This window comes from Desulfovibrio sp. MES5, from assembly GCF_002237645.1.
Taxonomy (GTDB): Bacteria; Desulfobacterota; Desulfovibrionia; order Desulfovibrionales; family Desulfovibrionaceae; genus Desulfovibrio.
This window is the reverse complement of sequence record NZ_MJUZ01000015.1, coordinates 45,658-65,403: the sequence shown is the minus strand read 5'-3', so window position 1 is coordinate 65,403 and position 19,746 is coordinate 45,658. Positions and strand designations below refer to the sequence as shown.

The following is a 19,746-nucleotide window of genomic DNA, read 5'->3' as shown; positions in this document are numbered from 1 at the left end:
TGGAGGGACCCTTTTGCAAAAGGGTCCCTCCCCCACACCCCCACCCCCTAAAACTCTATTCGTGTTTCGGTCGATTACAGAGGGCTGCCCTGACCTGGAACAGAGTTTCCAAAAGCAGCGTCTTCCAGACATCACACCATCTCAAAACTTGTTTGCCTAACGGGTCGGTTTTGACGGACATCATCAGGTTGCCCTGACGGCCCCCTGAAATCGCCCGACTGCCTTCGCTGGTCACTCTGCGGTCGCCCATCCCATGCTATTACGGACTCCATCCCATTGCCCCGGCGGCCTCCCCCAACCGTCAGCTGGCTCCCTATCCCTCATTCTGAAGGGCTGCATTTCCTCACTGACCTGACGCGCTAAAACGCCCGCCTGCCAATTTTCACACCATCGCCGCCCCTGCCTCCGTCTGCCTGGGTTCATGAGCGCCGGTTTTCCTTTTCCTGGCAGGGACATTTTTCTCCCATTGCTCAGCGTAGCGCGGCAAAAATCCCTCTGGACGACTCAGGTATTTTACCAGTTTTTTGCCTTCTCCAGGCTGCCGGATCCCCGCTCCAAAAATGATAATTTCTACCAATTATGAGCTCTCTACTGATTCTCTAGAAAAAGTTTTACGCTAACTATCTGTAATAAAAAATTTTATCAGTTTGACACCGAAGTTTTTATTACTGTATATTCTTGGCACCAAGAAAAGGCACTCCCTGACTGAGACTGACTGGTTTAGGGCGCAAGGCGCATCTGCCGTCATCGGAGGTCTCCAGGGTCAGGATCACGGGCGTGATCCGTCCGCATAGCCGGACAGCCTCGAACAGTAACCAAGGAATGATCATGAAGTATTCACGCTGGCCTTCCATGCTGGCTGTTGCGGTCGCCTGTCTGTTGTTGACCGCCCCCATGAAAGCCGACGCGGCTTCAGCAAGCTCTCCTTCTGCCAATACCTCCTCTGGTGAATCCGCTTCTGCCGCCTCGAAAAAGTCACAGAAGTCAGAATCGCGCTCAGCCAAGTCTGAAAAGTCCAAGAAATCAAGCTCTTCAGACAAATCTGAAAAAGCGTCTTCCTCCGGCAAGTCGGCCAAGTCTGACAGCTCGGACAAATCGGCCAAAAGCCGCAAGACCGCAAAATCCTCAAAGAAAACCAAGCAACTTTCCGAACAGGGCACGGACAGCCGCGACATCTGGCTCAAGCGCGCCCAGGAAAGCGAAGTTTTCACCGGCAAGGCTTCGTGGTATGGCCGTGATTCGCACGGCGGCGCCACTGCCAGCGGCCTCAGCTATGACATGTATACATTCACCGCCGCCCACCGCACCCTGCCCATGGGCACTGTCGTACGCGTAACCGATCAGGAAAACGGCAAAAGCGTCATGGTCTGCGTGACCGACCGTGGCCCCTTTGTGCGCGGGCGCATCATCGACCTTTCCTTTGCCGCAGCCAAGCAGCTTGATCTTGGCAAGCGCGGCGTAGGCAAGGTGGAGCTTGAAGTCGTCAGCGATGAGAGCGGCACCCCCCTGCAAGCAGATCTGGCCTACTACGTGCACTACAGCGCGGCCATGGGCGACGAACGCATCGGGCCCTTCCGCGTATTTGCTGACGCAGCCGCCATGCATGAGGCCCTGCGCCAGGCCCACCCTGAGGCCGAAGTGGTGCTTGACCAGTCCCGCTAGCGCGGTCTGTATCATCATGCCAGCAATTTTGACGCGGCATAATGCTGCGTCACCGGGAGCTTCGGCCTGTTTTCAGGCATGACGCCCAGTACTTCCTGAGCATTTAATCTTTGTGTAAGCTTAATGCCCCAATGCTGCACACGCGTGCAGCGCGCCGCAACATGGCGTGGATTCTGCCGCAAATTGCATGCTTGCAGAATGACAACGTTGAAATACGAGGCATTTCAACGTTCATCTGATCTGAAGACACCCCGTTCGCATACGGCCCGTTCTGATGTAATTCAGAACGGGCCATTTTTTGTCAGTCGACGAGTGCGGTAACCATGTGAAAAAGCAGACAAACATTTTTTTCTCTCGTACGTCCAAACCATTGCCATAACTTACCTTCTTCGTTATTCAAGATACGCGCACCTGCGCATAAAGAAGGATGTCATGGGCTTTTTTTACAGTCTGTTTTCTTCGGCCGCCTTCGGGCTCATCCCCCTTTTCAGCCTGCCGCTCATGGCCCAGGGCCTTTCTCCGGCCACAGTGCTTTTTTACCGTTTTTTCATAGCCACCATCGTACTGGGGCTTTTTCTTCTGCTGCGCGGCGAGTGCTTTTACACCTCAGGCCGCAACCTGCTCAAACTGGCGGGCATGAGCCTTATGTATGCACTGGCCGCCCTGCTCTTCATTGAGGCTTTCGAGCATCTGCCCAGCGGCGTCGTGGCCACGCTGCAATTTTCCTATCCGGTCATGGTCATGCTTATCATGATCGCCTTTTTTCATGAGCGTTTTTCCTGGATAACAGCCGTGGCCGTGGTTCTTGCCATTGGCGGAGTATATCTGCTCAGCAATGGAGCCCCGGCAGCGGGAGGCCCTGCGGGAAACGCCGCCAGCATAAGCGCCCTTGGCCTCATGCTGGCGCTGACTTCCGCAGTGTGCAACGCCATCTACATCACAAGCATTTATGCAGCGCGCCTCACCAATATCACCGGCCTTATGCTGACATTCTATGTTATGGCCTTTGGCGCGCTCTGCTCACTGGTCAATTCGCTGGCTTCCGGCAGCTTTCAGCTGCTGAGCAGCTGGAAGGAGCTGGCGCTGGCCCTGTTGCTGGCCGTGATCACCGCCGTGCTTTCCAACTTCACCCTTATTCTGGCCGTGCAGCGCATCGGCTCCACCCTCACCTCAGTGTTGGGCGTTCTGGAGCCGGTCACCGCCGTTATCGTGGGCATATTGGTTTTCAACGAGCCTTTCAGCCTGGCGCTTTTGCTGGGCATTGTTCTCATTGCCGCCTCCGTGGTGCTGATCATGCTGGGAGGCCATATCCAGCTGATGCGGGCCAAGCGCCAGGCCGCAAAACAGGACATGACCCCTTAAAACTGAATTTATCAGCTGCGGATCAAACTCTGCGCGCCCTGACAAGCCAAAACAGCCGCCCGACGGCATCGAGGCAAAGAGCCCCGAATACCGCCGGGCGGCGTGCGCTTTTATAGCCGCAGAACAGATGCGCCTTGAGCGTTGCGACGCATGGAAGGCGCGATTGCCCCCCCCTGCTTCAAATCAAAAAACTCGCTGACTATGCCAGGCCAGATCAAAGCCTCGTTGCGGCGCGCTGCACGCCCGTGCAGCGGTAGAGCATGACAATTTTTGGTAAAGTCACCACGCTCTAATATAAAAATTGGGGGGTGGGGGCGTGTAAGGAGGGACCCTTTTGTAAAAAGGTCCCTCCTCCACAAGGTATTTCACATGCACTGGCTCCAGCCAGGGGAGACTCAGACCAACCCTGCGGCTCTGGTCTCCTGAAGCCACGAACCGAAGGCTTCCTGAGCGCGGGCGGAGTAAAGAGCCTTGCGGTCTTTTTTGCGCGCCCTTTCGCCCAACTCCGGCATAAGGCCGAAATGGGCGTTGGACGGCTGAAAACGCTTGGCAGGCGTACGCAAATGATTGATCAGAGCGCCGAGGGCGCTTTCAGCCGGGGGTCTTGGCAGCGCAAGCCCACGGGCGCGGGCGTCCAGCAGCATGGCCAGCCACAGACCGCTGGCGGCGGACTCCACATAGCCCTCCACCCCGGTGATCTGTCCGGCAAGGTGCACACCCGGCAGCACGTTGAGCGACAAATCCTCGGCCAGCACCTGAGGCGCGTTTACGTAGGTATTTCTGTGCATGCTGCCAAAGCGGGCGAATTCCGCCTTTTCCAGCCCTGGCACCAGTCGGAACACGCGGGCCTGCTCCCCCTGGGTCAGTTTGGTCTGACAACCCACAAGATTGCACGTATCACTGTTGGCATTTTCGGCGCGAAGCTGCATAATGGCCCAAGGACGGCGTCCTGTGCGTGGGTCAACAAAACCCACGGGCTTCAGGGGGCCGAACGTCAGAGTGCGGGGGCCGCGCTCTGCCAGGGCCTCCACTGGCATGCAGCCCTCAAAATGCTTTTCCTGCTCAAATTCATGAGCAGCCACTTTTTGGGCGTCCAGCAGGGCCTGATAAAAAACGTCATATTCCTCTCGGCTCATGGGACAGTTCAGATAATCGCCCTCACCTTCGCCCTCGCCGTTTTCCTGGCCATAACGGGAGGCGCGAAAAACCACATCCATATTTAACGAATGCGTCCAGATGATAGGGGCGATGGCGTCATAAAAATAGCAGTGTTTTTCGCCCAGAACCCCGGCCAGAGAGGCAGAAAGCCCCTCAGAAGCCATCGGGCCGGCAGCCACGACAATGGCGCGCCCTTCTCCCTTAAAAGGGTCCAGCACCGCGTCATCCAGAGACTGCACCTGATGCCGTACAAGGCGTATATTGCCCTCCGACTCCACCAACTGGCTCATCTGCCGGGCAAAAGCTTCACGGTCAACGGCAAGGGCCTTGCCCGCCGGTACGCGGCAGGCATCGGCCGCCTCCATAAAGCGACTGCCCAGAGCGCGCATCTCGGCCTTGAGCAGCCCCACGCCGGAGGTCAGTTCGTCTGACCGCAGCGAGTTGGAGCAAACCAGCTCAGCCAGATTGTCATTCACGTGAGCTGGGGAACGGTGGAGAGGCTTTTGTTCAAACAAAACCACTTCGTGCCCGCTGCGGGCCAGCCGCAGAGCACATTCACAACCAGCAAGACCACCGCCCACCAGGGCTACGGACAATTTCTGCATATGATCTCCTCTGCCCGGCAGCTTCTAAGAAAAGCGTACTTATGGCAAGCGCCCAGTAAGCAGGGGGCGCGCCGGCCCTTTGCTCCTTCATGGCAAAAGCTGTGCAACACGCTGCGCAGCGCGCAGATAGATTATTTTTTCACAGGGGCCGGGCGCTCTTCCCATTAACAGGCAAAAAAAGTACCATAAAACGATTAGTATCACGTAGGAATATTCATGGCCAAACCAGGCAACACAATCACAACCGTTCTCTGCATAGCAATGTTTTTTGCAACATTGCTCATGATCGTGCGCGAATACACCAGAGAAACGACCAGACATCTGTCGCAGGACATAACCACCCGTCTGGCAGAAGTGAGTCAACGTGTCGCTGATGAATTCGGACAGAATATAGACCTGCAGATCAACGAACTGCAAAGCATAGCCAACTTCATGGCGCAGGAAAGCTGCACGCAGCCCAGCAAATGCGTGCAGTACTATGCCCCTCTGTTACGCGCCGCAGGCCTTAAAAGATTTGCCCTGGTGGCGCTGGACGGCACGGGCTTCTGCTCCGATAGCGGCTCTGCCTTTGACCTTGAGCGCACCAACAAAAAAGAGTTGTTTCTCCGTGCGCTCAGCGGCGCGGCGAGCTTTGGCGCCATTTCAGACGGCAACGGCGGCAAGCTGGCCGTTGCTGTTCCCTTGAGCCGGGATGGCAAGGTTACAGCCATTCTTCTGGGTGAGTTTGAAAGCATTACCATGAAAAAAAGTCTTGTCACAAGAGCCTTTGGCGACAAGACCTGCAACATGGTCTTTGACAACAGGGGGCGGTTGCTGTTCTGGGCCGTTGCTCCTGGCTATGATATTGAAAAAACGTTCCCGCAACTGAAAGAAAAGGTTCTGCCGCCCTCGTTGCAGGAGCATCTGCTTGCCGTTTTTGCCGATACGGACAACCGCCCCAACCGGTTCATCAGGGACGACGAGCACGCCTATTACCTGACGCACATCCCCCTTGAAAAATATGGTCTGCAGGTGGTTTCTCTGCTGCCGGAAGAAGTTGTAAGCCGCCTCGTTGACAGGCAGAACGCCATTACAACAGCCCTGGCCTGGCGCATGTCTGTTCTGGCGCTTCTGGTGCTGATTTTCATCATAATCATCCTGCAAAGGGATAACCGCACCATTCACCGCCAGCAGGAAGATTACCGCTCCATCATCTCAAGCATTTCCGGGGGCGTCATCAAGTTCTCCAGCCTGCATGGCGCCTTTCAGTTTATCAGCCCCAATTTTCTCAAAATGCTTGGCTACCGGCCAGAAGAATTCACGCAACGCTTCGGTGAGAATTTTGCGCTGTCCATCTATGAAGCGGACCGCGAAAATGCGCTGCGCACCATGCAGCAGCAGCTGGATTCCGGCATTCCCATAGATGTGGAATACCGCACCATTGCAAAAAACGGCAATCTTGTCTGGCTGTACCATAAAGGTTCGCTTGTACAGGCCGGGCCAAGTCAGACATACATACAGAGCATTGTTTTCGACATTACGCACAACAAGGAAGCCGTTCAGGCCAAGCGCATTTCTGATGAACGCTACCAGTTTATTCTGGAGCAGCACGACATCATCATCTTTGAGCAGAATCTTATCAGCGGGCATTTTTCCTGCTCCGCCCGGTGGATTCAGACCTTTGGAAAGGTTTTCAACATCCTTGAGCCAGAGGCGGATCCGGGCTTTATTCCCGTGCATGAGGACGACAGGGAGCTTCTCAAAGACTTTCAGAGGAACGTTCACAACAATCTGCGTAAAAGCAAAGTTCTTGTGGAACTGCGCCTGCGTGACGCCAGCGGCCTGTACCACTGGTACCGCGTCGAAGCTTCAAACCTCATCAGCGCCCAGGGCAAACCCATCTATATTATTGGCATCATTACGGACATCGACAAGCAAAAGCAGCTTGAGCTGCGACTACGCACGCAGGCCACGCGCGACAGCGCCACCGGCATGCATAACAAGCGCGCCACGGAACAGGCCATTTCGCGCTTTTTGAGCCTGCACAACAATATTGGGCCTGATGTTTTCGCCATGTTCATGATAGATTTTGACAATTTCAAAAGCATCAACGACAAGTTCGGCCATGCGGTGGGCGACAAGGCCATTTACCAGATGGCCCAGATCATACGGCGCAACTTTCGCAGTACGGACATTGTTGGTCGCGTCGGCGGCGACGAGTTCCTGGTGTTCTGCACTGAACCCATGCCCCAGCACAAAATACGGGAACGCGCCACGTTGCTTGTCAACCAGCTGCACCTGCAGTGCGGCAACCATGACGAGGACGACATCGCCCTGACCGCCAGCGTGGGCATAGCCTGCGACCCCACGGACGGCCACACCTTTACCGACCTGTACAAGCATGCCGACATGGCCACATATGAAGCCAAACGTCGAGGCCGCAACCAGTGCGTCTTTTATGCGGAACTCACCGCCAGTGAGCAACAGAACGCCCGCGAATCGCGCCAGGCCGAGGGAAAAGAGGCATAGCCGCCAGTTTTCCTGAACGCAGACAGGCATCACTCCTGAGGACGTCATGGCCCCGCGCGCGGCCGCCCCTGACTCCCCGCCTTCCCTGATTTCCCCTTACTCCCCTGACTCCCCCTGAATCTCCAGCTCCCACCCAAACTGCCCACGGCCTGATATTGCAGCCAGACACGCTGGGGGTCGGGTTCCGCTTGCGGCGCGTTGCAGTGTCGCCAGAGAGGAGAGGCTTGCCGGGACAGGAGGTTGCCGAGGCGGACACGCAACATCGTGGACATACGCCCACCGTGTTCGCAACCAACCCTTCTCTTGCAGTTGCCGACAGTAGTAACTGACAGCAACAACTGACAGCAACAACAAGCAGAAAGACCCGCATACTGCGGGTCTTTCTGCTTGAAGCATCTTGCCGTGAAGGCAGTGTCCTTGAAAATATACTTTTGCAGAATATCTGCCGCGCCATTGCTGCGCTAGAGCAAATAACTCTTGTAATGCACTAAAATATAATAAGAGTTTTAGGGGGTGGGGGCGTGGGGGAGGAGACCCTTTTGCAAAAGGGTCCCTCCCCCACAAAACATTCCAAAATGAACTTGTGCTCACCCAAATAAACTCGCCCCGCATAGTCGCCACAGGGCCGACCCAACGGCTACAGCCTTTCCACTACCTTGTCGCCCATGCTCTTGCAGCCCAGCAGTTCCTTGCCCGGCTCCATAATGTCTGCAGTGCGGAAACCGTCGGCCAGAGCCTTGCGCACGGCCTTTTCAATGTGATCGGCTTCTTCGGGCATATCAAGGCCCAGACGCAGCATCATGGCGGCAGAAAGAATGGTGGCCAGCGGATTGGCCACATCCTGTCCCGCGATGTCGGGCGCGGAGCCGTGGATGGGTTCGAACAGGCCCGGGCCTTCGGCACCCGTGGAGGCCGAGGGCAGCATGCCCAGAGAACCGGTGATGACCGACGCCTCGTCCGAAAGGATGTCGCCAAAAATATTGCCGGTCAGGATCACGTCGAACTGCGAGGGGTCGCGCACCAGCTGCATGGCTGCATTGTCCACATACATATGGCTCAATTCCACATCAGCGTATTCGCGGTGCATCTCGATGACCACTTCCTTCCACAAACGGGAGCACTCCAGCACATTGCTCTTTTCCACCGAGCACACCTTGTTGCGGCGTTTGCGGGCCGTTTCAAAAGCCACCCAGGCGATACGGCGAATCTCTTCTTCGTTGTAAATCATAGTGTTATAGCCGGTGCGCAGGCCGTCGCGGCTCTCAATGCCGCGCGGTTCGCCAAAGTAGACGTCGCCCGTGAGCTCGCGCACCACCATGAGATCAAGCCCCTTGGCTGCGATATCGGGCCGCAGCAGGCAGGCTCCGGCCAATTCAGGCAGCAGCATGGCCGGGCGCAGGTTGGCGAACAGCCCCAGTTCCTTGCGAATGCGCAGAAGGCCTTTTTCCGGCCGCAGTTCCGGCGTCATGTTGTCCCACTTGGGGCCGCCCACCGCGCCAAGGTACACGGCGTCAGCGGTACGGCACTTTTGCACCGTGGCTTCGGGCAGGGGATCGCCCGCGCCGTCAATAGCCGCGCCGCCGATGAGGGCGGTTTCAAAGACAAACTCGTGGCCGAATTTTTCGGCGGTGGCTTCCAGAACCTTAACGCCCTGAGCGATAATCTCCGGGCCGATGCCGTCACCCGGCAACAGGCAGATGGTCTTTTTCATGCAATATCCTTGTGGCAATGTTGCAGGCCGTATCACTTCAGCCTTTTCTGCGGCGGCTTTTTCGTGGTGGGGGCCCTGCCCGAACTTTTTCGGGGCAGGGCTCCCGCAGGCGTCATCTTTCAGTGCGTCGACCTTATGCCCGCCGCCAGAGCTGTATAAGGCACGGAAAAAGAGGGAGGGGATCAGGCGATTCTTTCCTTCACGTAGTTCACAAGCCCGCCCTTGTCCAGAATTCTGGACATGGAAGCAGGCAGCGGCGGGCACGTGATTTCCGCGCCATTGGTGAGATCGCGGATAATTCCCGTTGCAGCGTCGATTTCCAGTTCATCACCGTCGTTGATCTTGTCTACTTCATTGCCCACTTCCATAAGCAGCAGGCCCATGTTGAAGGCATTGCGGTAGAAGATGCGGGCAAAGCTGTGCCCGATAACCACGGGCATGCCCGCGCCCAGAATGGCGATGGGCGCATGCTCGCGCGAGGAACCGCAGCCAAAGTTGCGTCCGGCCACCATGATGTCGCCGGGGTTTACGCGCTTGGCCCAGTCTGGCTCAAGACCGGACATGCAGTTTTCGCCAAGTTTCTTGGAATCCGTGGTCACAAGAAAGCGCGCGGGGATGATGGCATCCGTATCAATATGCTCGCCCACTTTGTGGGCCTTGCCTTTGTAATTCATATTCCTGATCCTTCCTGTCAAAAAACGTGACGTAGAAGAGTTTTTCTGTTTCTTACGGGCCTGCCCTGGCTCAGCCGGGTGCGGCGCAGGCTTGGCCTGACGGTGAAGCCGCCCCGCAAGGCATGCAGCCATAAAGGTTGCCTACAGCTGATCCGGCCCGGCCACAAAGCCGGTCACGGCCGTGGCAGCGGCCACCAGAGGACTGGCCAGGTAAACTTCTGAACTCAGGCTGCCCATGCGGCCCTTGAAGTTGCGGTTGGTAGTGGCCACCGCGCGTTCGCCGTCGCCGAGGATGCCCATGTGACCGCCAAGGCAGGGGCCGCAGGTGCAGGGGCCCACAATGCAGCCCGCTTCCATAAAGGTTTCGATGAGCCCTTCCTTGAGGCACTGCTTCCACACTGTGGGCGTGGAGGGCAGCACTATGCAGCGCACGCTCTTGTCCACCTTGCGGCCACGCAGAATCTCGGCGGCGTCGCGCATGTCGCTGATGCGGCCATTGGTGCAGGAACCGATGATTACCTGCTGTACCGCCGTGTTGCGTACTTCAGAAACAGGCTTCACGTTGGAGGGCAGGTGCGGACAGGCCACCACAGGCTCCTTGTTCGTGACGTCCAGATCCACTACGCGGTCGTAGTGCGCGCCGTGGTCGGCGGCCATGTTGTCCAGCACGCCCGGACGCTTGTGCTCGGCGCAGTAGGCGCGGGTTTTGGCGTCCACGGCAAAAAGGCCCACCTTGCCGCCAGCCTCGATGGCCATGTTGGCCATGCTGAGGCGTCCTTCAACAGAAAGATCGTCCACCACGGGGCCGCCGAATTCAAGAGCCTTGTACAGCGCGCCATCAACGCCGATGGCGCCGATGAGCATGAGCATAAGGTCTTTGCCGCGCAGCCACTTGGGCATCTGGCCCCTGATATTCACACGGATGGTGGGCGGAACCTTGAGCCAGGTTTCGCCAAGAGCCATGCCCGCCGCAATGTCGGTGGAGCCCATGCCGGTGGCAAAGGCCCCGATGCCGCCGTAGGTGCAGGTATGGCTGTCGGCCCCGATGACCAGATCGCCGGGGCCCACGAGCCCCTGTTCGGGCAGCAGGGTGTGTTCCACGCCGCAGTCGCCGCCCTCGTAGTAGTGCACAATACCCTGTTCTTCGGCAAACTTGCGGCTGATCAGCACCTGATTGGCGGAATCTATGTCCTTTTGCGGGGTAAAGTGGTCCATGACAAGAGCAATCTTGCTGCGGTCAAAAACCTTTTTTGCCCCCATGCCGCGAAAGGACTTGATGGCGAGCGGGCCGGTAATGTCATTGGCAAGCACCATGGATACGCGGCATTGTACAATCTGCCCGTCCTGCTCCACAGCTTCGTCCGTATGAGCTTGCAAAATTTTCTGCGCAAGCGTTTGAGCCATGTTGAACTCCTTTCTATCCTGAGGCGGTTCTACCGATAAATGTTTATGAAGGCGGCATGGAAAAGGCGGTAGTGCCTGCCCTTCCAGCCCTCCGGTAGTACGGGTTGCGTCCTTTGCCGGGCGGCGGCCTGCGTTGCTGCGTCATTGCGACGGCGGCGCGCAAAGGCCGCCGGCCCGGCAAAAGGCCAGGGAGTCGCCACTGCTGGAGCATTTGACACGTGAAATGCTCGCGTACGACAGGCAAAAGCCTGCCTGCCCGCATTTCGTGGCAAGGATTTTCAGAAAAATCCTTGCAGAGCAGCCAACTCATTTCATTCGCAAACTGCTCTAGCCATGCTGACAATGCAGCCGCGGCCCTTCTTTTTCCTTTTTGAAAAGATGGTTCAACGCATTGACATAGGCTCTGGCGCTGGCCACAAAAATATCAGGGTGCGTACCGCGCCCCACAGCGCTGAATTCGCCTTCGCGCAGGCGCACGGTCACTTCGCCCAGGGCGTCCGTACCGCCGGTAACGGCGTTGATGGCATACTGCTCAAGCTGCGGTTCGCGGCCCACCATATCGGCAATGACGTTGAAAAGCGCATCCACCGGCCCCACGCCAAAACCCGCGCTGCTGCTCTCGATGCCGTCAACATCCATAATAACGGCAGCCGTGGGCGGCACGCCGCCCGCATCGGAACTCTGCACGCTCACATGACGCAGACGGAAGCGGTCGGGCATGCGGTACACTTCTTCCTGCACAAGGGCCATGAGGTCGTCATCATGCAAGGTTTTCTTGCGGTCGGCCAGCTGCTTCACGGCCTCAAACACGAGGCTGAGCTGCTCGTCGTCCAGCGTATAGCCCATATTTTCAAACTTGTTGCGCACGGCATTGCGGCCCGAATGCTTGCCGATGACAAGATTGCTCTCGGTACGGCCCACGGACTGCGGCGTCATGATTTCATAGGTTTCGCGGTTCTTGAGCATGCCGTCCTGATGAATGCCCGATTCGTGCGCAAAGGCATTGGCCCCAACGATAGCCTTGTTGTTGGGGATGGGCTGGCCGATGGTCATCGAAAGCAGACGGCACGAAGGATAGAGCTGCTCGGTGACGATATTGTGGTCCAGACCAAAGAAGTCGTGGCGCACGCGCAGGTTCATGACAATCTCTTCAAGAGAGGCGTTGCCGGCGCGCTCGCCTATGCCGTTGAGGGTCACCTCGGCCTGGCGCACGCCAACCTTGAAGGCGGCCAGGGTGTTGGCCACGGCAAGGCCCAGGTCATTGTGGCAATGCACGCTGAAGACGGCCTTGTCGCTGTTGGGCGTGTTGCGGATCACATGATCAAGAAGGGCCGCGTATTCGGCTGGCTGCGCATAGCCCACGGTATCAGGCAGGTTGACCGTGGTGGCTCCGGCATTGATGACGGCCTCCACGACGCGGCAGAGAAATTCCGGCTCGGAGCGCGAAAAATCCTCGCAGGAAAATTCCACATTGCTGGTATGTTGCGCGCAACGCTTGACGCCGTCCACGGCCATTTTCAGCACATCGGCGGGGTCTTTGCGCAGCTTGTGCTGCATATGCAAGGGAGACGTGGAAAGGAAGATGTGGATGCGCGGATTTTTGGCGACCTTGATGGCGTCCCAGCAACGGTCGATATCGCCAGCCACGCAACGGGCAAGCCCGGCCACCTGGATGTCGCCGGCCTGGGCCGCGATGCGCTGTACGGATTCAAAATCGCCGGGGCTGGAGGCGGGAAAGCCCGCTTCCATAATGTCCACGCCAAGCACCTCAAGCTGATGGGCCAGACGCAGTTTTTCCTGCAAGTTCATGGTTGCGCCGGGCGACTGTTCGCCGTCACGCAAGGTGGTATCGAAAAAATAGACGCGGTTGTTCATGACAATCTCCTCTGGATATGGCAAGTGGGTATATTCTTGCATAACGGCCACCGTTCAGGGCGGCGGTCCAGAGAGCGTCATTCCGCCCAATGGGCGGCGAACCGTTACGCAACCTTAATCGCTCTGAGGCGATAGGGCACGTAGTAGCTGACGGTCGCGGCGGGGAAGGATGACAAAGGTGTAAATGAGGCCACCGGCAATGTACACGGCACAGAGCACGAAGCCCATGACGCGCGGAAAGGACACGACGGAGGACAAAATAAGCAAGAACACCAACATGGTGCGTATGGGATGCGCGCGAAGGAAGTCATACTCCTTGAAGGAGAAATACCGCACGCGGCTCACCATCAACACGCCCACGCCCACGGCCAGCAAAAGGGCCAGGTAGGGTTTGATGGGCTGAAACCCATCGGGAAACATGCTGGCAAAAAACACAAAGGTCACAATGGTGCAGCCGCCCGCCGGAATGGGCAGACCGATAAAGAAACGCTTGCCGGTCGCGGCGGTGCTGACATTGAAACGCGCCAACCGCAAGGCCCCGCAGGCGGCGTAGATAAAAGCCGCCGCAATGCCCATGCGGTTGAAGTCGTGCAGTTCCCACTGCCAGAGCAACATGGCCGGGGCGAGCCCAAAGGCCACAAGGTCCGCGAGAGAGTCGTACTGAACGCCAAACTCGCTGGCCGTGTTGGTGAGACGGGCCACCTTTCCGTCCAGGCCGTCCATAACCGCAGAGAGCAATATGGCCATGCAGGCGGACTCAAAACGCCCCTGCCCTGCCCATACCATAGACAAAAAGCCAAGAAACATGCTCAACGTCGTGATCATGTTCGGCAGGAGGTATACTCCCTTGCGTGGCTTTTTACTTTCTGTGGTCATTCTTCACCATTACAGCCGTTCAACCGTACTCTGCAGCGGAGCGTAAAACCTATTCCTGTTCCGCGCGGGCAACAACACACTGCCCGGCAAAGACCTGCTGCCCCAACTGCGCAGCAGCAACATACCCTTCAGGCATGTAAAGGTCAACTCGAGAACCAAAACGTATCATGCCATAGCGCTGCCCGCGTTCAAGAACGTCGCCGATATCCATGCGGCAGACTATGCGACGGGCCACCAGCCCCGCAATCTGGACCATGGTCCACTGCTTTCCGTTGTCGTCGCGCAGGCTGTAGGCGCAGCGCTCGTTGTCAGTGGCGGCCTTGTCAAAGGCGGCGTTGACGAACGCGCCGGGGAAATAGCGTATATCTTCCACCGTGCACGCCACCGGGGAGCGGTTCACATGCACGCTGAACACATTCATAAAGATGCTGATGCACAGGCGCTTTTCGCCGCTGAAGGGGTCGGGTTTTTCCTCGATGCGGATAATCTTGCCGTCAGCGGGGCTTATGGCCAGACCCGGTCCCTGTGGGGTCACACGCTCGGGATCGCGGAAAAAATGCATGCTGAACCAGCACAGAGCCAGAAAAACCAGGGCCAAAGGCCACCAGCCCACGACAGCGAACACAAGAGCCGAAAAGCCCGTAAGCCCTATGCAGGGCCATCCTTCAGGGGTAATGCCGCAATGGGCGGTACGCATGGCTGCTCCAGTTCGTAGTGCGCGGCTGGCCGCGCAGTTGCGCAAACAAAGCGGTAGCATAGTCCCACATCCGCCGCATGGCAAGCACAAGCATGCTGTCCGGCCCGGAAAAACCTCCCCTTGCCGTATGCACGGCGCGGGATTATACTGGCGGTATGAACAACTCGTTCGCTCACCTCCTGAAGCTATGTATACTGCTGTGCAGTCTTGCCTTTGCAGGCCTGCTGGCGGCGTGCGGCCCCAAGGACGTCGGCGAGGGCACATCCGTTGAGAATGACGCGCCACCCTTGAGCGCACGCGCTGAAGACCAGATGCGCTACCCCATCACGGGCACCAATAAGACACAACAGTTGCTCTACCTGCAAAACCGGCCAGATATCATGGCCAACACGCAACAATGGCGTTTGCGGCAGTTCAACGCGATTCATGGCCTGGACAAGGACGTCAGCCCTGAAGATCCGGCATACAGAGCCGTGCCCAAACAACGCAGTCCTTTCAAGCAGTAGCAGCCACTTATGGATCCCATTACACATGCCGCGAGCGGCGCTGTAGCCATGCTGTCCATGCCGAGCCGACCTGCCACACGGTGGGCCGTGCCGCTGGCCGCCATTGCCGCAGCTGCCCCCGATATTGACGTGGCCTTTTGCCACACCCCCCTTGATTTTTTGCTCCTGCACAGGGGCATCACCCACTCCCTGGCGGCGGCCCCTCTACTGGGCCTGTTGCTGACGCTGCTGGCGCGCGCCCTGTGGAAATCCGCCACGCCCGGGCGCTGGAGCTTCCCCAAGGTCTGGCTGTTCATGACCGGCATGGTGCTTCTGCACATCTGGCTGGATATCATCACCACCTACGGCACCATGATATATCTGCCCTTTTCCCACGAAAGGGTGCGGCTTAACGCCGTCTATATTATTGATCTTTTGCTGACCCTGCCCCTGCTTTGGGCTGTTTTGCGCTGGCGGGCCAAACGCGGCCTCATGCGCCTGGCCCTGGCCTGGGTTTTTGTGTATCCGGCGCTGTGCATAGGCCTCAATGCCTGGCACACGGCCCAGACCCAAAGCCGTCTGGCCGCCGAAGCCCAAGGCACACAGCAGACGGTGCGGCGGGTTGTGCTGCTGCCCGACGCCTTTGGCCCCCTGTTCTGGCGCGCCTTGTACGAAACCGACGGGCCCGATGGCAAAGTCGTCCACAGTCAGGGACTCAACGCTCTGGGCCAGCCCCATACCGCCCCATCATCCCACAGGGCCGCGCCTCCGGAGCTTCTGGCGGAATTGGCCCGGCAGTCCGTCGCGGCTGATGCCTTTTTCGACTTTACCCTGCTGCCGGTCATAAGCCCGCTCGCAGATGAGTTTAAACCTGCGGAAGCTCTTGCACCCACGGATGGGGGCGCCCTATCCGTACCGGCTGCGGCAAACGTGGCAGGCAGCGACAGCCCGACCGCCAGACCGCGCCTCACCTACGCGCTGTTTAACGACCTGCGCTTTGGCAGCGATCTCGCCTTCGTGCGCGCCATCATTGCCCACCGTCCCCATGCCGACGTTCCTTTCAAATATATGGTGGAGCTGGAACCCGGCGATCCGGGCCAGTCTGCGGCCCTTGTGAGTGACGGTCAGAATCCCGGCGGCGTGCGCCTTGTGCGCGAACGCCTGCGCTTTTCTGACAGCGGCAAGGACTCGCACTGGCAAGCGCCCAGGCTGCCTTCTCCGCCCCCGTTTCGAGACTGGCTGATGGGGTTGCGCTAAAATTTTATCCGGCGGGCGGCCTGCTGCCGCGCCATAACGCCCCGGCGCGCATGCTGCCGGACGGCCCATGCCGGAATAACGCCAGAACTGCCGAGGATTGCTATGGATACCAACTTTTCGCACCTGGACGGACAGGGCAACGTGACCATGGTGGATGTAGGACACAAGGCCGCCACCGAGCGCGTCGCCATTGCCGAGGCTGTTGTGGAGCTGAGCCCGGCCACCCTCGAACTGCTGATCAAGGTGGCCTTGCCCAAGGGCGATGTGCTGACCTGCGCCAAGATCGGCGGCATCATGGCCGCCAAGCGGGTCGGGGAGCTTATCCCCCTGTGTCATCCGCTCAACCTCAGTTTTGCCGACATACGCTTTGAGGTGAGCCAGATGCCGCCGCGCATCCGCATTGAGGCTGAAACCCGCACCGTGAGCAACACCGGCGTGGAGATGGAGGCCATTGTGGCCGCACAGACAGCAGCCGCCGTCATTTATGACATGTGCAAAGCCGTGCAGCGCGATATAGTCATCAGCCGGGTGCGCCTGCTGCACAAGCGCGGCGGCAAAAGCGGCGAATTCAACGCACTGGACATGGACTAATGACCCTGCCTCATATCGACCCCGTTGCCCTCAGTTTCGGCAACCTTCAGTTGCGCTGGTACGGCCTCATGTATCTCGCGGGCTTCGGCCTGGGCTGGTGGCTGGGGCGCTGGCGCGCTTCCCGCCCCAATTCTGGCTGGCGCGCTTCCGATGTGGACGACCTGCTGACCTGCGTCATGATCGGCATCATTCTGGGCGGCCGCCTGGGCTACGTGCTCTTTTACGACCTGCCCGTCTACCTGTCCGACCCGATGGAGATACTGCGCATCTGGAACGGGGGCATGTCCTTTCACGGCGGCCTGCTCGGCGTTCTTGGCGCTTTCTGGTACTTTGCGCATACCCGCCACCGCTCATTTCTGGACATCTCGGATCTGGTGGCCCCGCTGGTGCCTCCGGGCCTGTTCTTTGGCCGCCTGGGCAACTATATCAACGGCGAACTCTGGGGCAAGGTCACGGACAGCCCGTGGGGCGTCGTTTTTCCCAGCGGCGGCCCCTATCCCCGGCATCCCAGCCAGTTGTACGAAGCCCTGCTGGAAGGCCTGACGCTCTTCACCATCGTCTGGATTTACTCGCTGAAACCCCGCAAGCGCGGGACCGTATCCGGCCTGTTCGCCATGGGCTACGGCGTGTTCCGCTTTACGGTGGAATTTGTGCGCGTGCCTGACGCCCAGCTGGGCTATCTGGCTTTTGGCTGGCTGACCATGGGGCAGTTGCTCTGCCTGCCGCTCATAGTTGTAGGCTTGTGGCTGTTTTGCCGCCAGGCCCCCATTACGCAACCCGACATACGTGTGGTGCTGAACCGCCCGGATGGGCCAAACTCCGGGCGAGGCTCCGGGCCGGGCTCAGGCAACGGCAAGACGCCCAAAAGCGGAAAAAACAAGCCTAAAAAGTAGCCCGCCCCGCATTGGCGGAACAACAGCCTGAAAATCCTGAAAAGATTTGTGCAGGCCAGAAAAAATTACGGATGCCCATGTGGCCGGTGAATATCCACGGCTGCATGGGCATCAACGGGCAAAGAAGCGCATGGTCGGGTTTGTGAGCAACCGCGCAGGTTGACACTTGCCCGCTTTTTTGTGAAGCTGACCGCCGTTTATCCCAAACATTTTTTACGGAGATCACATGGCTAAAGAAGGTTCCATTGAAGTTGACGGCGTGGTGCAGGAAGCCCTGCCCAACGCCATGTTCCGCGTGGAGCTGGAAAACGGCCACGAAGTGCTGGCCCATATTTCCGGCAAAATGCGCAAATTCTACATCCGCATCCTTCCCGGCGACCGTGTAAAGGTTGAGCTTTCGCCCTACGACCTCACGCGTGGACGCATCACCTACCGCATGAAGTAGCAGCGGGCGCGGCGGCTTTTCTACCGCCACCTGACGTGGCTGAACCGCCCGTGGCCGCGCCCCCTCTTCTCTTTCGCAGCCAGTCGGCTGCCTCCGCTTTACGAAAGCCCCATCCAGGCCAGCACGCCCAGGCACAGCAAGGCCCATAATCCGGCGACAACGTCGTCTATCATGACGCCGTAGCCTGCGGGCAGCCAGTTCTCCGAAGCCTTGACCGGCCAGGGTTTGGCGATGTCAAAGATGCGAAAGAGCACAAAGGCCGCCAGCACCATAAAAAAACTGGGGTGGGGGAATGGCAGCAGCACCAGCCATACGCCCACCAGTTCGTCAATGACCACCTCGCCGGGGTCTTTGCGCCCCAGCAGCGTTTCCGCCCTGGTTGCCGCCACGGCCCCAAGAAAGAACAGCACGAGCAGCACGACCAGCCGCAACCAGAAATTCAGCGGCAAAAAAACATACGGGGCCAGCAGACAGGCCATGGCCGTGCCCCAGGTACCGGGGGCTTTCGGGTCCAGCCCGGCCACGCCAAGGCGGCAGAAGTACAGGGTTATTTGATCCATCAGGCGCATATATCCTCCAGACTGGCATACGACAGGTTACAATCCCCCGGCAAAAATCCCCGCAGACATCGGCAGACGGGCGCAGGAATCCCCGCAGGCAGGCCCGGACGAGAATCTCACCCGGCAGCGGAGGCAAGCCCCGTGCCTGCCGCGCGGACGGCAGGCAGTTGCGGGCGGCAGGCAGTGGTCGCGTGCCGCATCGGGCACGCCTTCGCAGTCTATCCATTTTTTTTGCGCAAGACTAGAACGGAACCCTGCGAAATACCGCACAATGAGATCGGCATTTTCCTTGCCGGACGCGGTAGTACGTCCGCGCATTGCCTAAGAAAGCGCTTTGCCGTATAGGCAACAAATGGACAAAAACCGCAGCGAACTTTTTGGCCACTTCAGCTATGACGATGACCTCACCTATGAGGCTCTGCTGGAAGTGGAAGAAGCTCTTACTGCCGAAATGACGAGTCTGCTGCTGCGTGCGGGAGCCAGCCACCTGGACTTCACGCCGCAGGGCGACGCGCTCATGTTTCAGTGTGTTTTTGAGGCGCACAAGCTTTACGTATACCGCAAAATCGCCTTCGAAACAGCGACCCTTCTGCCGGAAGGGGTGCGGGGACGCCTGTTGTGTCTGGACAAGGACTTCAATTCCCTGCATATATACTGGCTGCGCACGGGACAATGGCAGGAAGAGGAGCGCTCTGTTCCCTTTGATCCGCCGCAGGGGCTTAAAACCTGGAAAACAGGCGGAGCCGCCATATGACGGAAGCCCCGGCCAACATCTCGCCCTGCGAAAAAGAATAACTGCCTCAGGCAGCCGCTTGCAAAATCACATCTGCCCGGATGGTGGAATGGTAGACACAAGGGACTTAAAATCCCTGGGCCGAAAGGCTGTGCGGGTTCGAGTCCCGCTCTGGGTACCAACAATAGCAGCGAAATTCCCGGATTCTTCGAATAAAGAATCCGGGAATTTGACTTCTTGCCCCAAACTT

The 19,746-nt window shown here is 58.3% G+C and carries 17 protein-coding genes and 1 tRNA gene; 10 read left to right on the top strand and 8 right to left on the bottom strand.

Annotated elements, in window-relative coordinates; genetic code table 11:
• The first annotated feature begins 828 nt into the window (after positions 1-828).
• Entirely contained in the window at positions 829-1,662 is an 834-nt protein-coding gene (locus BCS36_RS05640; protein ID WP_291301934.1) for a septal ring lytic transglycosylase RlpA family protein, read from the top strand.
• Between the two features lie 432 nt (positions 1,663-2,094).
• Positions 2,095-3,024 carry a DMT family transporter gene (locus BCS36_RS05635; protein ID WP_291301933.1) on the top strand — a complete coding sequence of 310 codons (930 nt, stop codon included), beginning with the start codon at positions 2,095-2,097 and terminating at the stop codon, positions 3,022-3,024.
• Between the two features lie 395 nt (positions 3,025-3,419).
• On the opposite strand, the gene trmFO is transcribed toward BCS36_RS05635, so the two are convergent.
• Positions 3,420-4,787: a methylenetetrahydrofolate--tRNA-(uracil(54)-C(5))-methyltransferase (FADH(2)-oxidizing) TrmFO gene (gene trmFO, locus BCS36_RS05630; protein ID WP_291301932.1), complete on the bottom strand. Its 1,368-nt coding sequence runs from the start codon at positions 4,785-4,787 to the stop codon at positions 3,420-3,422.
• A 261-nt stretch (positions 4,788-5,048) separates the two neighbouring features.
• Here trmFO and BCS36_RS05625 point away from each other — a divergent pair, with 261 nt between their 5' ends.
• The gene (locus BCS36_RS05625) at positions 5,049-7,295 is read left to right on the top strand and encodes a diguanylate cyclase (protein ID WP_291301931.1); all 2,247 of its coding nucleotides are present in this window, start codon (positions 5,049-5,051) and stop codon (positions 7,293-7,295) included.
• Between the two features lie 637 nt (positions 7,296-7,932).
• On the opposite strand, the gene leuB is transcribed toward BCS36_RS05625, so the two are convergent.
• From leuB to BCS36_RS05595, 6 genes are all read right to left on the bottom strand, one after another.
• Positions 7,933-9,006 (bottom strand): 3-isopropylmalate dehydrogenase, encoded by a 1,074-nt coding sequence (leuB, locus tag BCS36_RS05620; protein WP_291301930.1) that lies wholly within the window; start codon positions 9,004-9,006, stop codon positions 7,933-7,935.
• Positions 9,007-9,188: 182 nt separating this feature from the next.
• Positions 9,189-9,680 (bottom strand): 3-isopropylmalate dehydratase small subunit, encoded by a 492-nt coding sequence (locus BCS36_RS05615; RefSeq protein ID WP_291301929.1) that lies wholly within the window; start codon positions 9,678-9,680, stop codon positions 9,189-9,191.
• Between the two features lie 141 nt (positions 9,681-9,821).
• Complete coding sequence (locus BCS36_RS05610; RefSeq protein ID WP_291301928.1) at positions 9,822-11,084, bottom strand: 3-isopropylmalate dehydratase large subunit; 1,263 nt, start codon at positions 11,082-11,084, stop codon at positions 9,822-9,824.
• Positions 11,085-11,411: 327 nt separating this feature from the next.
• Positions 11,412-12,959: a 2-isopropylmalate synthase gene (locus BCS36_RS05605; protein WP_291301927.1), complete on the bottom strand. Its 1,548-nt coding sequence runs from the start codon at positions 12,957-12,959 to the stop codon at positions 11,412-11,414.
• 114 nt (positions 12,960-13,073) lie between these two features.
• On the bottom strand, positions 13,074-13,835 hold the full coding sequence (gene pssA, locus BCS36_RS05600) for a CDP-diacylglycerol--serine O-phosphatidyltransferase (RefSeq protein ID WP_291301926.1): 762 nt from the start codon (positions 13,833-13,835) through the stop codon (positions 13,074-13,076).
• A gap of 49 nt (positions 13,836-13,884) precedes the next feature.
• Positions 13,885-14,532, bottom strand: a complete 648-nt coding sequence (locus BCS36_RS05595) for a phosphatidylserine decarboxylase family protein (protein ID WP_291301925.1) — start codon at positions 14,530-14,532, stop codon at positions 13,885-13,887.
• 77 nt (positions 14,533-14,609) lie between these two features.
• Here BCS36_RS05595 and BCS36_RS05590 point away from each other — a divergent pair, with 77 nt between their 5' ends.
• From BCS36_RS05590 to infA, 5 genes are all read left to right on the top strand, one after another.
• Entirely contained in the window at positions 14,610-15,038 is a 429-nt protein-coding gene (locus BCS36_RS05590) for a chemotaxis protein (protein ID WP_291301924.1), read from the top strand.
• A gap of 9 nt (positions 15,039-15,047) precedes the next feature.
• Positions 15,048-16,274: a metal-dependent hydrolase gene (locus tag BCS36_RS05585; protein ID WP_291301923.1), complete on the top strand. Its 1,227-nt coding sequence runs from the start codon at positions 15,048-15,050 to the stop codon at positions 16,272-16,274.
• A 102-nt stretch (positions 16,275-16,376) separates the two neighbouring features.
• Positions 16,377-16,865, top strand: a complete 489-nt coding sequence (gene moaC / locus BCS36_RS05580; protein ID WP_291301922.1) for a cyclic pyranopterin monophosphate synthase MoaC — start codon at positions 16,377-16,379, stop codon at positions 16,863-16,865.
• Positions 16,865-17,758, top strand: coding sequence for a prolipoprotein diacylglyceryl transferase (lgt, locus tag BCS36_RS05575; RefSeq protein ID WP_291301921.1), 894 nt, complete (start codon positions 16,865-16,867; stop codon positions 17,756-17,758). The genes moaC and lgt overlap by 1 nt, the downstream gene beginning before the upstream one ends.
• Positions 17,759-17,984: 226 nt before the next feature.
• Positions 17,985-18,203, top strand: a complete 219-nt coding sequence (gene infA / locus BCS36_RS05570) for a translation initiation factor IF-1 (protein WP_006008898.1) — start codon at positions 17,985-17,987, stop codon at positions 18,201-18,203.
• A gap of 98 nt (positions 18,204-18,301) precedes the next feature.
• Here infA and BCS36_RS05565 read toward each other — a convergent pair whose 3' ends face one another.
• Positions 18,302-18,772, bottom strand: a complete 471-nt coding sequence (locus BCS36_RS05565; protein ID WP_291301920.1) for a phosphatidylglycerophosphatase A — start codon at positions 18,770-18,772, stop codon at positions 18,302-18,304.
• 343 nt (positions 18,773-19,115) lie between these two features.
• On the opposite strand from BCS36_RS05565, the gene BCS36_RS05560 reads away from it, so the two are divergent.
• Both BCS36_RS05560 and BCS36_RS05555 read left to right on the top strand, forming a co-directional pair.
• Positions 19,116-19,517, top strand: a complete 402-nt coding sequence (locus BCS36_RS05560; protein ID WP_291301919.1) for a hypothetical protein — start codon at positions 19,116-19,118, stop codon at positions 19,515-19,517.
• A gap of 74 nt (positions 19,518-19,591) precedes the next feature.
• Positions 19,592-19,677: transfer RNA gene (locus BCS36_RS05555), tRNA-Leu, on the top strand.
• The last annotated feature ends 69 nt before the right edge of the window (positions 19,678-19,746 follow it).